18 protein-coding genes and 1 tRNA gene are annotated in these 16,870 nt (G+C 73.3%); 12 read left to right on the forward strand and 7 right to left on the reverse strand.

Annotation, left to right across the window (positions count from 1 at the left end):
* Positions 1-684, forward strand: a 684-nt coding sequence (locus tag SZ60_RS12420; RefSeq protein ID WP_043596391.1) for an ATP-binding cassette domain-containing protein, incomplete at its 5' end; no start/stop codon positions are given.
* Here SZ60_RS12420 and SZ60_RS12425 read toward each other — a convergent pair.
* Positions 672-2,141: a glycosyltransferase 87 family protein gene (locus tag SZ60_RS12425; protein WP_197073561.1), complete on the reverse strand. Its 1,470-nt coding sequence runs from the start codon at positions 2,139-2,141 to the stop codon at positions 672-674. The genes SZ60_RS12420 and SZ60_RS12425 overlap by 13 nt on opposite strands.
* A gap of 75 nt (positions 2,142-2,216) precedes the next feature.
* Here SZ60_RS12425 and SZ60_RS12430 point away from each other — a divergent pair, with 75 nt between their 5' ends.
* Both SZ60_RS12430 and SZ60_RS12435 read left to right on the forward strand, forming a co-directional pair.
* Positions 2,217-3,575: a molybdopterin-dependent oxidoreductase gene (locus SZ60_RS12430; RefSeq protein WP_043596393.1), complete on the forward strand. Its 1,359-nt coding sequence runs from the start codon at positions 2,217-2,219 to the stop codon at positions 3,573-3,575.
* Complete coding sequence (locus SZ60_RS12435) at positions 3,572-4,078, forward strand: hypothetical protein (RefSeq protein ID WP_052505381.1); 507 nt, start codon at positions 3,572-3,574, stop codon at positions 4,076-4,078. Before SZ60_RS12430 ends, SZ60_RS12435 begins: the two co-directional genes overlap by 4 nt.
* Here SZ60_RS12435 and SZ60_RS12440 read toward each other — a convergent pair.
* From SZ60_RS12440 to SZ60_RS12460, 5 genes are all read right to left on the reverse strand, one after another.
* Positions 4,027-4,731, reverse strand: coding sequence for a bifunctional 2-polyprenyl-6-hydroxyphenol methylase/3-demethylubiquinol 3-O-methyltransferase UbiG (locus tag SZ60_RS12440; RefSeq protein ID WP_082060124.1), 705 nt, complete (start codon positions 4,729-4,731; stop codon positions 4,027-4,029). The two genes, SZ60_RS12435 and SZ60_RS12440, sit on opposite strands and share 52 nt — an antisense overlap.
* Entirely contained in the window at positions 4,728-5,411 is a 684-nt protein-coding gene (locus SZ60_RS12445; protein WP_043596394.1) for a DUF2064 domain-containing protein, read from the reverse strand. Before SZ60_RS12445 ends, SZ60_RS12440 begins: the two co-directional genes overlap by 4 nt.
* Positions 5,408-6,076, reverse strand: a complete 669-nt coding sequence (locus SZ60_RS12450; protein ID WP_043596396.1) for a glycosyltransferase family 2 protein — start codon at positions 6,074-6,076, stop codon at positions 5,408-5,410. The genes SZ60_RS12445 and SZ60_RS12450 overlap by 4 nt, the downstream gene beginning before the upstream one ends.
* Before the next feature lie 85 nt (positions 6,077-6,161).
* Positions 6,162-7,217 (reverse strand): NAD(P)-dependent oxidoreductase, encoded by a 1,056-nt coding sequence (locus tag SZ60_RS12455; protein ID WP_043596410.1) that lies wholly within the window; start codon positions 7,215-7,217, stop codon positions 6,162-6,164.
* Positions 7,218-7,273: 56 nt separating this feature from the next.
* Positions 7,274-8,188, reverse strand: coding sequence for an MTAP family purine nucleoside phosphorylase (locus SZ60_RS12460; RefSeq protein ID WP_231567157.1), 915 nt, complete (start codon positions 8,186-8,188; stop codon positions 7,274-7,276).
* Positions 8,189-8,226: 38 nt separating this feature from the next.
* Between SZ60_RS12460 and glp the strand changes: the two genes are divergently transcribed.
* Genes glp through SZ60_RS12485 form a run of 5 tightly spaced genes read left to right on the forward strand, consistent with a single transcriptional unit; the run spans position 8,227 to position 13,016 of the window.
* Complete coding sequence (gene glp / locus SZ60_RS12465) at positions 8,227-9,504, forward strand: gephyrin-like molybdotransferase Glp (protein WP_082060126.1); 1,278 nt, start codon at positions 8,227-8,229, stop codon at positions 9,502-9,504.
* A complete protein-coding gene (gene moaC, locus SZ60_RS12470; RefSeq protein ID WP_052505382.1) occupies positions 9,501-10,034 on the forward strand; it encodes a cyclic pyranopterin monophosphate synthase MoaC in 534 nt (177 codons plus the stop codon). Before glp ends, moaC begins: the two co-directional genes overlap by 4 nt.
* Positions 10,031-10,606 (forward strand): molybdenum cofactor biosynthesis protein B, encoded by a 576-nt coding sequence (locus tag SZ60_RS12475; RefSeq protein WP_082060127.1) that lies wholly within the window; start codon positions 10,031-10,033, stop codon positions 10,604-10,606. Before moaC ends, SZ60_RS12475 begins: the two co-directional genes overlap by 4 nt.
* Positions 10,603-11,145, forward strand: a complete 543-nt coding sequence (locus tag SZ60_RS12480; RefSeq protein ID WP_082060128.1) for a molybdenum cofactor biosynthesis protein MoaE — start codon at positions 10,603-10,605, stop codon at positions 11,143-11,145. The genes SZ60_RS12475 and SZ60_RS12480 overlap by 4 nt, the downstream gene beginning before the upstream one ends.
* Before the next feature lie 56 nt (positions 11,146-11,201).
* Positions 11,202-13,016: an ABC-F family ATP-binding cassette domain-containing protein gene (locus tag SZ60_RS12485; RefSeq protein WP_043596398.1), complete on the forward strand. Its 1,815-nt coding sequence runs from the start codon at positions 11,202-11,204 to the stop codon at positions 13,014-13,016.
* 35 nt (positions 13,017-13,051) lie between these two features.
* On the opposite strand, the gene SZ60_RS12490 is transcribed toward SZ60_RS12485, so the two are convergent.
* Positions 13,052-13,546 (reverse strand): MarR family winged helix-turn-helix transcriptional regulator, encoded by a 495-nt coding sequence (locus tag SZ60_RS12490; RefSeq protein ID WP_043596399.1) that lies wholly within the window; start codon positions 13,544-13,546, stop codon positions 13,052-13,054.
* A gap of 126 nt (positions 13,547-13,672) precedes the next feature.
* On the opposite strand from SZ60_RS12490, the gene SZ60_RS12495 reads away from it, so the two are divergent.
* The 4 genes from SZ60_RS12495 to SZ60_RS12510 all read left to right on the forward strand — a co-directional run.
* Positions 13,673-13,744 (forward strand) — tRNA-Gln (locus SZ60_RS12495).
* A 94-nt stretch (positions 13,745-13,838) separates the two neighbouring features.
* Positions 13,839-14,327 carry a DUF4126 family protein gene (locus SZ60_RS12500; protein WP_043596401.1) on the forward strand — a complete coding sequence of 163 codons (489 nt, stop codon included), beginning with the start codon at positions 13,839-13,841 and terminating at the stop codon, positions 14,325-14,327.
* Between the two features lie 121 nt (positions 14,328-14,448).
* Complete coding sequence (glmU, locus tag SZ60_RS12505; RefSeq protein WP_043596402.1) at positions 14,449-15,882, forward strand: bifunctional UDP-N-acetylglucosamine diphosphorylase/glucosamine-1-phosphate N-acetyltransferase GlmU; 1,434 nt, start codon at positions 14,449-14,451, stop codon at positions 15,880-15,882.
* Positions 15,883-15,923: 41 nt separating this feature from the next.
* The coding region (locus tag SZ60_RS12510) for a ribose-phosphate diphosphokinase (RefSeq protein WP_043596404.1) at positions 15,924-16,870 on the forward strand (947 nt) is incomplete at its 3' end.

Consider the following 16,870-nt stretch of genomic DNA (forward strand, 5'->3'; position numbering starts at 1 on the left):
GCGACGGGGCTCGCCGACCGCCGGCCGGCGCAGCTCTCGGGCGGCCAGGCGCAGCGCGTCGCCGTCGCTCGCGCCCTGGCGGCGGGTCCCGACCTGCTTCTGCTCGACGAGCCGATGGCCGCCCTGGACGTGTCGGTGGCTCCCGCCCTGCGACGGACCCTCCGCGACGTCCTGGCCGACCGCACGGCGATCGTCGTCACGCACGACGTCCTCGACGCCTTCACCCTGGCCGACCGGGTCGTCGTGCTCGAGGGCGGTCGGGTCGTCGACGCCGGACCGACGCACGACGTCCTCGAACGCCCGACCACGCCGTTCGCGGCCGGGCTCGCGGGCCTGGACCTGTTGACCGGCACGGCTCACGGGGGAGGCGTCCGGCTGGAGGACGGCACCCAGCTGACCGCCCGGTCCGCCGACGGGCTCCCGGCGGGAGCGGCGGCCGCGGTGGCCGTGCGACCGAGCACCGTGCGCGTGTCGACCGGGTCCCCTGCGAGTCCGACGCCATCCGAGAACGTCCTCGACGTCGTCGTCACGGACCTCGAGCCCCGCGGGGACGTCGTCCGCGTCCGGGCCGGCGACGTGTCGGCCGACGTCCCGCCCGGCGTGGTCGCCGGCCTCGACCTCGTGCCGGGCAGCGCCGTCCGCTTCTCGTTCGACGCCGGGGACGCCGTCGCCTACCTGGTCTGAGCGGGCCCGGGGGCCGACGAGGGGGCGGACCGTCGGTGGCCGACGACCCGACGCAGCCGGTCGACGTCGTGCCCGACGGCGTCGAGCAACCGGTCGGTGAAGCCGGGGCCGGCCCGCCAGAGCGTCACGAGCAGGATGACGAGCACGGCCGAGGCGAGCGACGCCCGCTGCAGCGCCATGCCCGGCTCGAGTTGCCGGACGAGCAGGGCGAGCGGGATCGCCAGCCACTCCACCCGCCCGGTCAGCGCGACGAACGGCACGAGCAGCAGCGCGTACCAGGGGTAGCGCGGGCTGACCGCGACGAGCGTCACGCCGATCATCACGAGCTGCCCGAGCCACGGGTCGTGTGCCGGGGTCCTCGCCCACACGAGCACCGCCGTGACGCCGACGATCAGCACGGCGACCGGTGTCGTCCACGCGTCCGGCATGAAGGCCGACAGGAACACGAAGCGCGACCCGTCCTCGTAGCCCTCTTCGGTCAGGTAGCCCGGCAGGTACCCGAGCACGCCCCACCCGGTCATGGCGACGTAGGGAACGTAGAGCACGGCGAAGGTGACGACGGAGGCGCTGATCACCTTCCAGGGCTGCCCGCGCAGCAGGGCGGGTGCCGCGATCACCGGGATCAACTTGGTCGCGATCGCGGCCCCGAGCGCGATGCCGCCGCGGAGTCGCCGGCCGGTCGCGACGAGCAACGACGCGGCGACCACGAGCACGGCACCCAGGAGGTCGACGTGGGAGTTCGTGACGCCCTCGCCGACCACGAGCGGGCACCAGCCCCACAGCGCGGCCCAGCGGGGGTCGAGACCGCGACGGCGCAGGGTCGCCAGCAGGGCCAGGGTCGTCCCCAGCACGAGCACGAAGCCCATGGCCTGCAGCGGGAAGAACCCGGCGTCGGGACCGACCACCGCCGAGACCGCCCAGAAGTACAGTTCGGCCATCGGCGGGTAGATGGTCGGCACGTCGGGCCGGTTGATCAACGTGCAGACGACGTCGCCGGTCTGGCTGTCGTAGGCGCGGTGCACCTGGCGGTCGGGCTCGCCGCAGCGTTCGCCGATCGTGCCGTCGTCGCGGGTGAACGGCGTCGACTCGGGGAAGATCCACGCCGGTCTCAGGTCGCGCAACTCGCCTGCGTCGGGCGTGTACTCGTACGGCGAGACGCCGGCGGTCTGCACGATGCCGTCCCAGGCGTAGCGCGCCGGGTCGGTGCTCGTGTTGGGCACGCCGGTCAGACCCGCCCCGCCGACCAGGGCCGTGCCCGCCACGACGAGAGCGGTGACGTGTCGCACGGGCACCCGTCGCAGCAGCACCACCGCCAGGGCGAACAGCGCCCAGCACACGGCGGTCCAGACGACGAAGTCGGTCCGCAGTTCTTTCATGAGGAACCCGACGTTCACGACTCCCCAGGCGATCGCCCCGGCCAATCCGAGGACGGCCACGGCCGCGAACACAGTACGCACGCCCCCAGTCTGGCCGAATCGGCCCTGGGAGTCGTGCACATCGGAGATGATGAGCCACATGAGACGACCGACACCATGAGGCGCCTGCTGTACGAGGCGCGCCGCGCCGCCTCGTCGCCGAACCGCAACGCCCGGTCGGCGACCGTCTTCGGTCGCCTCCTCGGCGCCGCGTTCGTCATCTGCCTGCTGACCGGGCTCTACAGCCACTTCCTGCAGGAACCGCTCGACGGGATGCGGTTCCCGACGAGCCCCGTCTGGCTCTACCAGGTGAGCCAGGGCATCCACATCACCGCCGGGATCGCCTGCATCCCCCTGCTGCTGGCGAAGCTGCACTCGGTGTTCCCGCAGCTCTTCCAGCACCCGCCGATCAAGCACCCGGTCGACGTGCTCGAGCGCGCCTCCATCGCCCTGTTCGTCGCGGCGACGATCCTGCAGCTCGTCACCGGCCTGCTGAACACGTACCAGTACTATCCGTGGCCGTTCCCGTTCAAGCAGGTGCACTTCGCCCTGTCGTTCGTCATCATCGGCTCGCTCGCCGTCCACATCGCGGTGAAGCTGCCGCTGATCACCCGCTACTGGCGGGCGCGTGACAGCTACGACGCCGAGGGGCGTTTCGTCGAGCCGTCGGCCGAGCTCGACGAGGCCCGCGCCGCGTTCGTGGGCGAGACCGAGGCGACCGCCGAGCTCGCCCGCTTCCGTGCCGTGCGCGACGCCGACGGGACGCGACGCGACCGTGATCCGCACGCCGCACCTCCTGCTCCCGCCCGGGGCCTCACCGGCCGCGTGACGCGCTGGATCGACTCCGCGCACGACGTCGACCGCGAGCCGGGTCGCGCCCGGGTGTCGCGCCGTGGCTTCTTCACCGCCGCCGGCGTCGCCACCGGGGGAGTCGTCGCGCTGACGGCCGGGCAGTCCTTCGCCCCGTTCTCGCCGCTCAACGCCTTCGCTCCGCGGCAGCGCGGGCTCGGACCGAACGACCTGCCGATCAACCGCACGGCCGCCGCGGCCCAGGTGCTCGAGACGGCCATGGACCCCGACTGGCGGCTCGACGTCGTCGTCGGCGGCGTCGCGACCTCGTTCACGCTCGACACCCTGCGCGGGTTCGACGGGGCCGACGAGCGCCTGCCGATCGCCTGCGTCGAGGGCTGGAGCCAGACCGGCGCCTGGCGCGGGGTCCGCCTCGTCGACCTGCTGGCCGCCGCCGGAGCCCCGACCGACCACCGTCTGCGGCTCACCAGCCTCGAGAAGAAGGGTGGCTACCGCGTGACCGAGATGGGCCCCGAGTACGCCTCCGACCCGCGCACCCTCGTCGCCCTCGAGCTGAACGGCGAGCCGCTCAGCATCGACCACGGCTACCCGGCGCGCATGATCGCCCCGGGGCGCCCCGGCGTGCTGCAGACCAAGTGGCTCAGCTCGATCGAGGTGCTCTCGTGACCGCGCGCGTCCCCTCGGCCGCGTCGAGCGCAGGAGGCGCGGGCACGTCGCGCACCGTCCGCGTCGTGCGCGGGGTGCTGATCGCCCTCGGCATCGCCCTGATCGGCCTCGGCGGCTGGGTGCTCACCGACACGGTCAACCCGAACCGGTACGGCGGGCTGCTGCTCTGGCTGGTCGGCTCGGTCGTCGTCCACGATGCCGTGCTCGCCCCCGTCGTGGCCGTCGTCTCGCTGGTCGTGCGACGGACCGGGCGTCGCGTCCGACCTGCCGTCCTCTGGATCGTGCAGGGCGCGGTCGTCGTCGGGGCGATCTTCTCGCTGATCGTGGTGCCCGAGATCGTCGCGAAGGCGAAGGGCCCGAAGAACGACACGGTGCTGCCGTTCGACTACGGCCTGCGCCTGGCCGTGCTCTGGCTCGTGATCGCGGCAGTGGCCGCCGGCCTCGTGGCGCTCTACCTGGCGCGCAGGCGGCAGAAGGTGCGTCCGTCGACCGACCAGGTCTGAACGACTCGCAGGCCCGACCGCTTCGCGTGGCGGTGCAGGGCCTCGCGGCCGACCTCGGCCCAGGGGAAGGTCGCGCTGGCGTGACCCTGGTCGTCGACCACGTGGGCCTCGTAGCTGTCGTCCAGCGACGCCTCGGGGGCGGTCTCGACGACGATCGAGCCGGTCGCCGTGAGGATCTCGGCGCAGCGGGTCAGCAGCGCCGTCGGGTCGCCGCCGATGCCGACGTTGCCGTCGAGCAGCAGGGCGAGGTTCCACTGGCCCTCGCGGGGCAGCGGGTCGAAGACCGAACCGCCGGCCACGGGCAGGCCGGCCTCGCGGGCCATCGCGACGGCCGTGGGCGAGACGTCCAGGCCGAGCACGGTCAGGCCGCGGTCGACGGCGGCACGCACCATGCGGGCGGGCCCGCAGCCGATGTCGAGCACCGGGCCGGTCTCGTCGTCGAGGGTCGTGAGGTCGGCGGCGTCGGCGTCGGCGCTCCAACGCGCGACGTCGAACGCTTCGTCGGCGTCGCCCGCGGCAGGGGGCGACGCCGGTCGTCCGGCACCGCCGGTCACGCGGACGAGTTGCAGGAGCCCCTCGTGACGCAGGGCGCGGGCGTACGGCTCCGCGCCTCCTGATCCGAAGGTGGCGGGTCGGTCGGGGGCGATGGTCACGAGGTGACCCCTTCTGTGGCGGGATCGGTCGTGCGGGCGACGCCGTTCGTGGTGGTGGTGGCAGTGGCCTCGGCGTGCCGCAGGGCCGCCGCGAACCGGCTGTCGGGTGCTGTGGCCGCGACGAGGCGGGCGTCGTCGATGGTGTCGACGTCGACGAGTTCGGGCAGCGTGCGCACGCTGAGGCCGGCGTCGGCGAGCCGACGGAGCTGGTGGGCGCCCGTGTCGTCCCGCGACATCGGCACGCCGCGCAGCAGGTCGCCGGTCGGTCGGGCGAGGCCCAGGGCCCAGAATCCGCCGTCGTTCGCCGGCCCGAACCAGGCGTCGACGTCGTCGGTCCACGCGTCGAAGACGGGTGCGAGGGCCTCGACCGTCACCTGGGGGGTGTCCATGCCGATCAGCACGGTCTTCCCGTCGACCTCGTCGAAGAGGGCGCCGAGGCGTGCGTCGAGGTCGCCACCGATCTGAGGGATCACATCGAAGTCTTCGGAGCCGACGGGCCTCCGGTTGCCGTCGAACAGCAACACGCGCCGCGTGGCCGGCAGGCGGCGGGCCACGTCGAGGGTGTCCTGGATGGCGGCGGCGGCCACGTCGGCGGCCTGCTCGAGGCTGAGCGGGGGGTGCAGGCGCGTCTTGACCTTGCCCGGGATCGTCTCTTTCGCGATCACCACGAGGGTGGTCATCGTCCGACCTCCCGCAGCAGGCGGGACATGTCCTTGATCGCGACGGACGTGCCGCGGATGGTGCCGGTCACCTTGCTCCGGCCGACCCGGGGCGAGTACGGGGCGTCCTGCTCGACGATGCGCCAGCCGGCCTCGCTGGCGCGCAGCACCATCTCGAGCGGGTAGCCGCTGCGGCGGTCCTTCAGGTCGAGGTCGAGCAGTGCCCGGCGCCGGGCCACGCGCATGGGGCCGAGGTCGTGCAGGGCGACGCCGCTGGCGCGCCGCATGAGGTGCGAGAGGGCGAGGTTGGCGAGGCGGGCGTGCACCGGCCAGGCGCCCCGGGTGGTCGGGCGGCGACGGCCGAGGACGAGATCGGCGTCACCGGCCATCACGGGGGCGGCGAGGGCGACGAGGTCGGCGGGGTCCATCGATGCGTCGGCGTCGCAGAACGCCACGTAGTCGGCCGTGGCCGCCTCGAGACCGGCGTGGGCGGCGCTGCCGAAGCCGCGCCGCGCCTCCTGCACGACGGTCGCGCCGTGCTCGGCGGCGACGCGGGCGGAGTCGTCGGTCGAGCCGTTGTCGACGACGATGGCGTGCCAGCCCTCGGGCAGGCGGCCGAGCACCCACGGCAACGCGCCTTCTTCGTCGAGACAGGGAAGCACGACGTCGACTCGGGGGCTGCTCATCCTGTCGACTGTACGGATGCGATCCCATGAAGGTGATGGGAACGGGCGGCCCGCGCCCCGAACGGGGGGAGCCGCCCCTCTCCGCCTACCGGACGACCGCGGCGCGCAGCGGGGCCGTGGCGAACTCGTGCATGCCCTGCTCGAAGGTCACGCTCGGTCGCCAGCCCAGCTCGCCCTGCAACCGGGCCGACGACGCGGTGACGTGCCGCACGTCGCCCGCACGGTACTCGCCCGTGACGACGGGCACGGGACCACCGGCCTCGCGGGCCAGGGCCTCGGCCATCTCGCCGATGGTGTGCACCGTGCCGCTGCCGACGTTGAACGCTCGGAACGTGTCGGTCGGCTGGTCGGCCGTCCACTCGAGGGCCGCGAGGTTGGCGGACGCGATGTCGCGGACGTGGACGAAGTCGCGCCGTTGGGCACCGTCCTCGAAGACGCGAGGTGCCTCGCCGCGTTCGAGCGCCGAGCGGAAGAGCGAGGCCACGCCGGCGTAGGGCGTGTTCTGCGGCATGCCCGGACCGTAGACGTTGTGGTAGCGCAGGGCGGCGGCCCGACCGCCGGTGCTGCGTGCCCACGAGGTCGACAGGTGTTCCTGGGTCAGCTTCGTGATGGCGTAGACGTTGCGGGGGTCGAGCGGGGCCTCTTCGCCGATCAGCTGCGGCTCGAGCAGCTCACCCGCCTCGTCACGCGGGTCGAAGACGCCGGCGTCGAGGTCGGCGATCCGGCGGGGGGCGGGGCGCTCGGTCGCGCCGGACGAGGTGCGGTAGCTGCCCTCGCCGTAGACGACCATCGACGAGGCCACGACGAGGCGGTCGACGCCGGCGCGGTCCATCGCCGCGAGCACGACGGCCGTGCCGAGCTCGTTCGACGAGACGTAGTCGGGCGCGTCCTGGAAGTCCACGCCGAGCCCGACCTTGGCCGCCTGATGGCAGACCGCGTCGACGCCCACGAGCGCCCGGTCGACGGTCTCGGCGTCCCGCACGTCACCGTGCACGAAGTCGACGCGCGGGTCGACCGTCGGCTCGCCGCCGTGCACGTCGGGCCGCAGCGAGTCGAGCACGCGCACCCGCCAGCCGCCCTCGAGCGCGAGGTCGACGATCGCCGACCCGATGAAGCCGGCCCCGCCGGTGACGAGCAGCAGGCCGGGAGCGTCGGCGGACGCAGCGGGGGCAGCTGACGAGGAGGCGCGGGCCGCGTTCACAGCGCGGCCTTCCGAGCCGAGACGGGCCGCGAGAGCACCTCGGCCACCGCCTCGGGCGGCATCAGCTCGCGCGGCGAGTAGTCGTCGGGCATCGCGGCGACGATCGACTCGATGGCCGCGACGATGCGCGGCTGGGCGGCCGCGAGCCGTTCGAAGACGAGCGAGGCGCTCACCGCGTCGGCGTCGGGCGCGTCGCCCTCGGCCGGGGCCAGACCGGCGTCGCTGTCGGTCACGTACGAGAGGTTGACGGCCCCCATGCCGAGTTCGAGGGTGAGCGGGATCTCGGGGTACATCGTCATGTTGACCGTGTGCGCCCCCGCGGCACGGAACCAGAGGGACTCGGCCCTGGTCGAGAACCGCGGCCCCTGGATCACGACGCAGGTGCCGGTCGGGGCGAACGGCTCGCCCTGCGCCTCGAGGGCCGCGATCGCGGCGGCCCGGAGCGCGGGGTCGAACGGGTCGGCGGCGATCAGGTGCTGCACGTGCCCCTCGACGTCGAAGAACGTGTCGCGGCGTCCCCAGGTGCGGTCGATGAACTGGTCGGTGACGACCATCGTGCCCGGGGCGACGTCGGGGCTGACCCCGCCGACCGCCGAGGACGACACGATGGCCTTCGCGCCGAGCGATGCGAGCGCCCACACGTTGGCCCGGTAGTCGATCAGGTGCGGCGCGACCGCGTGGCCCGCGCCGTGCCGGGTGAGGAAGGCCACCCGCTTGCCGCCCAGCTCGCCGATCGTCACCTCGCTCGAGGTCGGGCCGTAGGGAGTCTCGACGACGTGCCGGGTCGCCTCGCCCTCGGCGAAGAGCGAGTACAGCCCCGATCCGCCGATGACGGCGACGTCGACGGGCGGCGGCCCCGAGGAGGCGCGGGTGGGCTGAGGGACGTCGGTCTCGGTCGCGGGGTCGGTCACCCCCGATACGCTACTGACCATCGCCCGAGAGGAACCGCGTGCGCACCATCGAGACCCACCTCGCCGAGGTCACGGCCGTCGTCGAGGCCGCCGTGCGGGCCCGGCCGGTCGATGCACTCGTGGTCAGCCCCGAGGCGCTCGCCTCGCGCTCCGACCGGTACCGCGACCGGGTGCTCGCCGTCGACGTCGTCGCCCCGATCGACCTGCCGCCCTTCGCCAACTCGCAGATGGACGGCTACGCCGTCTCGACCGCCGGGCTCGACCCGGCCGGTCCCACCAGCTTCCGGGTCGCGGCGCGCATCCCCGCCGGCCGGGCCGCCCCCGACCTGGTCGCCGGCACCGCCGCCCCGATCATGACCGGTGCGGCCGTCCCCGCCGGCGCCGACGCGATCGTGCCCATCGAGAAGGTCTCGCCCGACGCGTTCCCTCCCGTCGGGGTCGACGCCGTCGTCGAGGTGCCGGCCGGCGTCTCCGCCGGGGCCTTCGTCCGGGCCGCGGGCAGCGACGTCGTCGCGGGTTCCGTGCTGTTCGCGGCCGGGACGCGACTGACGCCCGCTCGGTGGGGCGTGCTCGCCGCCGCCGGGATCGACGCGGTCGAGGTACGGAGCCGCCCGCGCCTCCTGCTGGTCTCCACCGGCGAAGAGCTCGCCGCACCCGGTGCCCCGCTCGGGCCCGGCCAGATCCACGACGCGAACGGCGTCGCGCTGGCCGCCGCGATCGCCGAGGTCGGCGTGATCGTCACGACCGCCCGGGTGACCGACGACGCGGCCGCCCTGCTCGCCGTCGTCGCCCGCCACGCCGACGAGGTCGACCTCGTGCTGACGAGCGGCGGGGTCAGCGCCGGCGCCTACGAGGTCGTGCGCGACGCGTTCGAGGGCTCGGGCGTCAGCTTCGGCTCGGTGGCGATGCAGCCCGGCGGGCCGCAGGGCTGGGGCAGCGTCCTCGTGCGCGATCGCGAGCTGCCCGTCGTCTGTTTCCCCGGCAACCCCGTCAGCTCGCTCGTGTCGTTCGAGGCCTTCCTTCGTCCCGCGCTGAACGGCGTCACGGGGGTCGGCCTGCCCCGACGGCGGTGGACCGTGCCCATGGCGCACCCCCTGGACTCGCCGGTCGGCAAGCACCAGCTGCGTCGCGGGCGGGTCGACGTCGACGGGCGCGCCCACGTCGTCGGCGGGCCCAGCTCGCACCTGCTCGCCGCCCACGCCGAGGCCACCGTGCTCGTCTCCGTCCCCGTCGGGGTCGACCGCGTCGACGAGGGCGACCGGGTCGAGGTCTGGGCGCTCGACGACTCCGCCCCCCACGAGAAGGCCGACCGATGACCGAGAACCCGCCGCCCGACGTGCCGCCGTCCGACACCCCGCTGGCCGACACCGCGCTGTCCGACGCCCCGCTCTCGCACGTCCGCGACGACGGCACCGCGCACATGGTCGACGTGACCGGCAAGACCGAGACGAAGCGCGTCGCGACGGCCCAGGCCGTGCTGACCACGCGGCCCGACGTGATCGCGCGACTGGTCGACGGCTCGCTGCCCAAGGGCGAGGCCCTCGGCACCGCCCGCATCGCCGGCATCCTGGCCGCCAAGCAGACTCCGACGCTCATCCCGCTCTGCCACCCGTTGCCGCTCGGCGCGATCACCGTCGACTTCGAGACCGCGGAGGCGCAGGTCACCGTGATCGCGCGCGTCTCGACCCGCGGCGTCACCGGGGTCGAGATGGAGGCCCTGACCGCCGCGTCGGTCGCGGCCCTCACGCTCTTCGACATGATCAAGGCGGTCGACGCGCTCGCCGTGATCGGCGAGATCAAGGTGCTCGACAAGCAGGGCGGCAAGTCGGGGGACTGGTCGCGATGAGCGACGCCACCGTCGCACCGGGTCCCGCCGTGCCGGACGGCCCGACCCCCTCGGGTTCCTCCGACCGGCGCCGGGCCGTCGTCGTCGTCGCCTCGACCCGCGCGGCCGCCGGCACGGCCGACGACACGACCGGCCCCGTCATCCGCGACTGGTTCGCGGCGCGCGGCTGGCTGGTCGAGGGTCCCGTCGTCGTGGCCGACGGCGAACCGGTCGGCGCGGTGCTCGAGGCGGCGCTCGAGTGGGGCGTCGACGCCGTCGTCACCACCGGTGGCACGGGCGTCTCGCCGACCGACGCGACGCCCGAGATGACCCTGCCCCTGCTCGACCGCGAGCTGCCCGGCATCGCCGAAGAGCTCAGGAGGCGCGGCGCGGCCTCGACGCCCCTGGCCGTCCTCTCCCGTGGGCTCGCGGGCGTGGCCGGCGGCACCTTCGTCGTCAACCTGCCCGGTTCGCGCGGCGGGGTGCGCGACGGGCTCGCCGTCCTCGAGGACGTCCTCGACCACGTGGTCGACCAGTTGCACGGGGTCGACCACGCCCAGAACCGCCATCCCAGTCCCGAGGGGGCCGCATGACCGCCGACGATCCGACCCTCCTGCCCGGCGGGGAGCCCACCCGGGAGGCCGGCGCCACCCCGGGCTCCGGCGCGCCGAACGCACCCGGCGCCGCACCCGGCGCCGCACCCGCCTCCGAGCGCGTGCTGCTCGCCCGCGTCGTCGACGTGACCGTGTCGGTGGCCGAGTGCTCCGCGCTCGTGACGAGCCGCGCCTCCGGGGCGGTCGTGACGTTCGAGGGGGTCGTGCGCGACCACGACGAGGGGCGTGGCGTCGAGGCGCTGCACTACGAGGCGCACCCGACCGCGACCGAGGTGATCCGTGAGGTCGCGCTGGCCGTGGCCGAGGCGCACCCCGAGGTCGCGATCGCGGTCGAGCACCGGTACGGCGACCTCGTCGTGGGCGACGTCGCCCTGGCCTGCGCCGTGGCGTCGGCCCACCGCGCCGAGGCGTTCGCGGCCTGCGCCGCCCTCGTCGACGAGGTCAAGGCCCGCACCCCGATCTGGAAGCGCCAGGAGTTCACCGACGGCTCGGACGAGTGGGTGGCGTCGCTGGGCTGACACCGGCCGTGCGCCGCCGAGTCGGCCGCCCGGCCCGGGCCGTCTACGCTTCTGTGGTGGCTCATCTACTCGGCGCAGAAAACCTCCGTCTCGAATTCCCGACAAAGGTCGTCCTCGACGGGGTGACCCTCGGCATCGACGAGGGCTCCCGCATCGGTGTCGTCGGCCGCAACGGCGACGGCAAGTCGACGCTCATGTCGGTGCTCGCCGGCCGGCTCGAACCGGACGACGGCCGCGTGACGACCCGCCGCGGCCTGACGATCGGCATGCTCGACCAGCGCGACGTGCTCCCCGAGGGCGCCACGGTCGGCAGCCTGATCGTCGGCGACCGCGACGAGCACGAATGGGCCGGCGACGCGCGCATCCGCGACGTCATCTCGGGCCTCGCCACCGACATCCCGTGGGAGGCGCGGGTCGAGGACCTCTCGGGCGGCCAGCGTCGACGCGTGGCCCTCGCGACGCTGCTGGTCGGCGACTGGGACGTCCTGTTCCTCGACGAGCCCACCAACCACCTCGACGTCGAGGGCGTCGCGTGGCTGGCCCAGCACCTCTCGCGCCGCTGGTCGCCCAACTCGGGCGCCCTCGTCGTCGTGACCCACGACCGGTGGTTCCTCGACGAGGTCTCGACCGACACGTGGGAGGTCCACGACGGCATCGTCGAGCCCTTCGAAGGGGGTTACGCGGCGTACGTGCTGCAGCGGGTCGAGCGCGACCGCATGGCGTCGGCCTCCGAGTCGAAGCGCCAGAACCTGATGCGCAAAGAGCTCGCCTGGCTCCGTCGCGGGGCCCCGGCGCGCTCGACCAAGCCCAAGTTCCGCATCGACGCGGCCAACGAGCTGATCGCGGACGAGCCGCCCGTGCGCGACGCGGTCCAGCTGTCGCAGATGGCGACCGCGCGACTCGGCAAGGACGTCGTCGACCTCGTCGAGGTCGGTGTCTCGTTCGGTGACAAGCGCGTCCTGCAGGACGTCGAGTGGCGCATCGCTCCCGGCGAGCGCACCGGCGTCCTCGGAGTCAACGGCGCCGGCAAGTCGACGCTGCTCAAGGTCGTCACCGGGGCCATCACGCCCACCGAGGGGCGCGTCAAGCAGGGCAAGACGGTCAAGTTCGCGATCCTCGACCAGCAGCTCGCCGACCTGCACGAGGTCGCCCACGAGCGGGTCAACGACGTCATCGGGCGACAGCGCACCTCGTACGTCACCGGCGGCAAAGAGATGACGCCCGGGCAGCTGCTCGAGCGCCTCGGCTTCACGAGTGCCCAGCTGCAGACGCCGATCAAGGACCTGTCCGGTGGCCAGAAGCGCCGCCTGCAGTTCCTGCTCATCCTGCTGAACGAGCCGAACGTGCTGATCCTCGACGAGCCCACCAACGACCTCGACACCGACATGCTCGCCGCGATGGAGGACCTCCTCGACGGTTGGCCCGGCACCCTGCTCGTCGTCTCGCACGACCGGTACCTGCTCGAGCGCGTGACCGACCAGCAGTACGCCGTGCTCGAGGGCCGCTTCCGGCACCTGCCCGGCGGTGTCGACCAGTACCTCCAGCTGCGTCGCGAGGCGACCCAGAACCAAGGAGGCGCGACCGACCGCCCGACGGCCGTCCAGGGGGCCTCGGCGTCGGTCGCGGCCTCGGCCGCCGCCTCGGGCCTGTCGGGAGCCGAGAAGCGCAACGCCGAGAAAGAGCTCGGCTCGATCGACCGTAAGCTCGCCAAGGCCGCGGGCGAGCGCGAGACCCTGTTGGCCCAGTTCGCCTCGTTCGACCAGTCCGACTTCGACGGCCTGGCCGCGTTGCAGGCGAAGCTGACGGCGCTCGACCACAAGACGGGCGAACTCGAGGTGCGCTGGCTCGAGCTGAGCGAGCTGCTGGCGTAGGGGGCCGGGCCGACGTGCTCCGTCGGTCGCCCGACTCAGCCGCCGAGCGTCAGGCTCAGCGTGCGCAGCAGGTCGGTCAACCGGAGGCGGTCGTCGTCGCTGAGGTCGCTGAGCAGGGCGTCCTCGGCCGTGACGAGTCGTTCGATCGCGGCGTCGACGGCGCGGCGCCCCTCGGGCGTCATCGTGACCAGGATGCCCCGGCCGTCGTTCGGGTCGGTGCGGCGTTCGACCAGGCCCCGCGCGACCAGCCGGTCGATGCGGTTGGTCATCGCGCCGCTCGAGACGAGGGTCTGCTGCAGCAGCGTCTTGGGGCTCAGCTGGTAGGAGCCGCCGGCCCGACGCAGCGCCGAGAGCACGTCGAACTCCCACGACTCGAGGGCGCTGGCGTGGAAGGCCTCGCGTCGCGCCCGGTCGAGGTGCTTCGAGAGCCGACCCACGCGCGAGAGCACGTGGAGCGGCGCGAAGTCGAGGTCGGGTCGCTCGTGGCGCCACGCCTCGACGATCCGGTCGACCTCGTCCTGCTCGGGCATCCGCCCATCATGCCCGAGGCCGTCCTCGGACGCGGGAGGCGCGGTGCGGCCCGGCGGGCACGTCACCCCTCGCGGTCACCTCGGTCGAGTCGCGGTCTGGCAGAATGGTCCGGCGCGCACGCGCGGTCCGCCATGGTGTAACGGCAGCACGACAGCCTTTGGAGCTGTTAGGTCTAGGTTCGAATCCTGGTGGCGGAGCCCCGAGCGTCGCAGGTCGCGGTCGGCTCGTCGGTCCCGTCCCGCTCCCGATCGTGGGCGCCCCGGCGTCCGCCTGACGACGAGGACTCCCGTCATGTCGAAGACCGACTCCCTGCCGCCCCTGCTCCGTGCCGCCCTGCTCGGCGTCCTCAGCGGATCACGTTCGGCGACGCCACTCGCCGTCCTCGCCCTGAACCACGACGCCCGGGAGGCGCGGGGTCGGTGGCAGCGCTGGCGCCTGTTCCGCTCACCCCTCGGTCGTGGCGCCCTGGTGGCCGCGGGTGTCGGTGAGCTCGTCGGCGACAAGCTGCCGGCCACGCCGAGTCGGGTCGGTGCCGGCCCGCTGTTCGGTCGCGCGGTCTCCGGTGCCGTCGCGGGGATCGCGATGGCCGGCACCGGCCGTCGGGGCACCCCTGTGGCCGCAGCGCTCGCCGGGGCGTCCGGCGCCCTCGTCGGCAGCTGGTTCTTCTACCGGGCACGGAAGGCCGTCGTCGAGAAGACCGGGTTGCCCGACGTCGCCGTCGCGCTCGTCGAGGACGTCGTCGCGGTCTCGGGCTCGGTCGCCGTCGTCCGCTCCCGCTGACTCCTCCCCACCTCGTCTCGGCCTCGGCGACGTCCCCACGCCGGGCGGGTGACCCGCGGCCGCGTCGCCTCCCGTGGGAGGATCGACGGTGATCACGCGCCACCCCTCACCAAGGAGCACCATGCCCGAACGCCAGCTCGCCGTCGTCGTCCTCGCCGCAGGGCAGGGCACCCGCATGAAGTCCTCGACCCCGAAGGTCCTGCACCGCCTGGCCGGGCTTCCGCTGATCCAGCACGTGCTCGAGAGCGCCGGCGCGCTCCGGCCCGACCACCTCGTCGCCGTGGTGCGGCACGAGCGCGACCTGGTCGTCGCGAGCGTGCTCGACACCGCCCCGCACGCGCTCGTCGTCGACCAAGACGACGTGCCCGGCACCGGTCGAGCCGTCGAACAAGCGGTGGAGGCGCTGCCCGCCGAGTTCACCGGCGACGTCGTGGTCGTCAGCGCCGACGTGCCCTTCCTCGACCACGCGACGCTCACCGCCCTGCTCGACCAGCACCGTGCCGCCTCCGCCTCGGCGACGCTGCTGAGCGCCGTGCTGCCCGACGCCACGGGCTACGGGCGGGTCGTCCGCCGCGAGTCGGGCGACGTCGACCGCATCGTCGAGCACAAGGACGCCACCGACGACGAGCGGGCCGTGCGCGAGATCAACTCGGGCACCTACGTGTTCACGGTCGCCGCCCTGCGCACCCACCTGCCCCGCATCGGGTCGGCCAACGCGCAGAACGAGAAGTACGTCACCGACATGGTCGGCCTGCTCACCGGTGCCGGCGAGGTCGTCGCCGCCCGGGCGATCGACGAGACCTGGCGCCTCGAGGGCATCAACGACCGCGTGCAGCTCGCCGCCGCGGCCCGTCGCCTGAACGACCGCATCGTCGAGCACTGGCAGCGCGAGGGCGTCTCGATCGTCGACCCGCAGACCACCTGGATCGACCGCGACGTCTCCCTCAGCCCCGACGTCGAACTGCTGCCGGGCACCCAGCTCCGCGGGGCGACGTACATCGCCCCGGGCGCGGTCGTCGGGCCCGACACCACCCTCGTCGACACCGAGGTGGGCGAGGGGGCGACCGTCAAGCGCACGGACGCGACGCTCGCCGTCATCGGTGCCCGCGCCTCCGTGGGCCCGTTCGCGTACCTGCGGCCCAACACCCTGCTCTCGGCCGACGGCAAGATCGGCACCTTCGTCGAGACCAAGAACGTGCAGATCGGTGCCGGGTCGAAGGTGCCGCACCTCAGCTACGTGGGCGACACCGAGGTGGGCGAGGGGTCGAACATCGGCGCCGGCACCATCACGGCCAACTACGACGGGGTGAACAAGCACCGCACCGAGGTCGGGTCGCACGTCCGCACCGGGTCGCACAACGTCTTCGTCGCCCCCGTTAGGATTGGCGACGGAGCGTACACAGGCGCCGGAACGATCGTCCGCAAAGACGTGCCGGCCGGTGCCCTGGCCTTGAGCATCGCTCCACAGCGCAATGCGAGCGGATGGGTCGAGGCGAACCGCCCCGGCTCGGCGGCTGCCGAGGCCGCCGCTCGCGCCGAACGAACGACCGACTGAACCCGGTCGGGTTGGCCCCTCGGGGCCGGAGAGCGAGTGACGTGTCCGGAATCAAGATCACCGGCGAGAACCGACTCGTTCTGATCTCGGGGCGTGCGCACCCCGAACTGGCCAACCAGATCGCCGCCGAGCTCGGCAGCGAACTGATCCCGACCGACGCCCGCACCTTCGCGAACGGCGAGCTCTACGCCCGCTTCGACGAGAGCGTCCGTGGCTCGGACGCCTTCGTCATCCAGTCCCACTCGGCGCCGATCAACGAGTGGCTGATGGAACAGCTGATCATGGTCGACGCGCTGAAGCGGGCCTCGGCCAAGCGCATCACCGTCGTGGCGCCGTTCTACCCGTACGCCCGGCAAGACAAGAAGGGTCGTGGCCGCGAGCCGATCTCGGCCCGGCTCGTCGCCGACCTCTTCAAGGCAGCCGGCGCGCACCGCATCATGAGCGTCGACCTGCACGCACCGCAGATCCAGGGCTTCTTCGACGGCCCGGTCGACCACCTCTTCGCCATGCCCGTGCTGCTCGAACACTTCCGCGCCAAGCTCGACAACACCACCCTCACCGTGGTCTCGCCCGACATGGGCCGCGTCCGCGTCGCCGACATCTGGAGCGAGAAGCTCGACGCCCCCCTCGCCATCATCCACAAGCGTCGTGACCCGCTGGTGCCGAACCAGGTGACCGTCCACGAGATCGTCGGCGACGTCTCGGGTCGCGTGTGCCTGCTGGTCGACGACCTGATCGACACCGGTCGCACCATCGTCAAGGCCGCCGAGGCGCTCAAGGCCGCCGGCGCGATCGGCGTCGTGGTCGCCGCGACCCACGCGGTCTTCAGCGACCCCGCCCCCGAGATCCTCAACAGCGAGTTCATCGACTCGGTCGTCGTCACCGACACCCTGCCGCTCACCGAGCACCAGAAGTTCGACAAGCTCGAGATCCTGCCCATCGCCCCGCTGATCGCCCGGGCCATCCACGAGGTCTTCGACAACGGCTC

Source organism: Frigoribacterium sp. MEB024 (assembly GCF_000878135.1).
Lineage (GTDB): Bacteria > Actinomycetota > Actinomycetes > Actinomycetales > Microbacteriaceae > Frigoribacterium.

What these genes read in the sequence shown, in the direction of transcription:
- SZ60_RS12430 (WP_043596393.1), top strand. Translation starts at nt 2,217, where the DNA reads ATGAGGCGCCTGCTGTACGAGGCGCGCCGCGCCGCCTCGTCGCCGAAC.
- SZ60_RS12445 (WP_043596394.1), bottom strand. Translation starts at nt 5,411, where the DNA reads ATGACCACCCTCGTGGTGATCGCGAAAGAGACGATCCCGGGCAAGGTC.
- SZ60_RS12450 (WP_043596396.1), bottom strand. Translation starts at nt 6,076, where the DNA reads ATGAGCAGCCCCCGAGTCGACGTCGTGCTTCCCTGTCTCGACGAAGAA.
- moaC (WP_052505382.1), top strand. Translation starts at nt 9,501, where the DNA reads ATGACCGAGAACCCGCCGCCCGACGTGCCGCCGTCCGACACCCCGCTG.
- SZ60_RS12475 (WP_082060127.1), top strand. Translation starts at nt 10,031, where the DNA reads ATGAGCGACGCCACCGTCGCACCGGGTCCCGCCGTGCCGGACGGCCCG.
- SZ60_RS12480 (WP_082060128.1), top strand. Translation starts at nt 10,603, where the DNA reads ATGACCGCCGACGATCCGACCCTCCTGCCCGGCGGGGAGCCCACCCGG.
- SZ60_RS12490 (WP_043596399.1), bottom strand. Translation starts at nt 13,546, where the DNA reads ATGCCCGAGCAGGACGAGGTCGACCGGATCGTCGAGGCGTGGCGCCAC.
- SZ60_RS12500 (WP_043596401.1), top strand. Translation starts at nt 13,839, where the DNA reads ATGTCGAAGACCGACTCCCTGCCGCCCCTGCTCCGTGCCGCCCTGCTC.
- glmU (WP_043596402.1), top strand. Translation starts at nt 14,449, where the DNA reads ATGCCCGAACGCCAGCTCGCCGTCGTCGTCCTCGCCGCAGGGCAGGGC.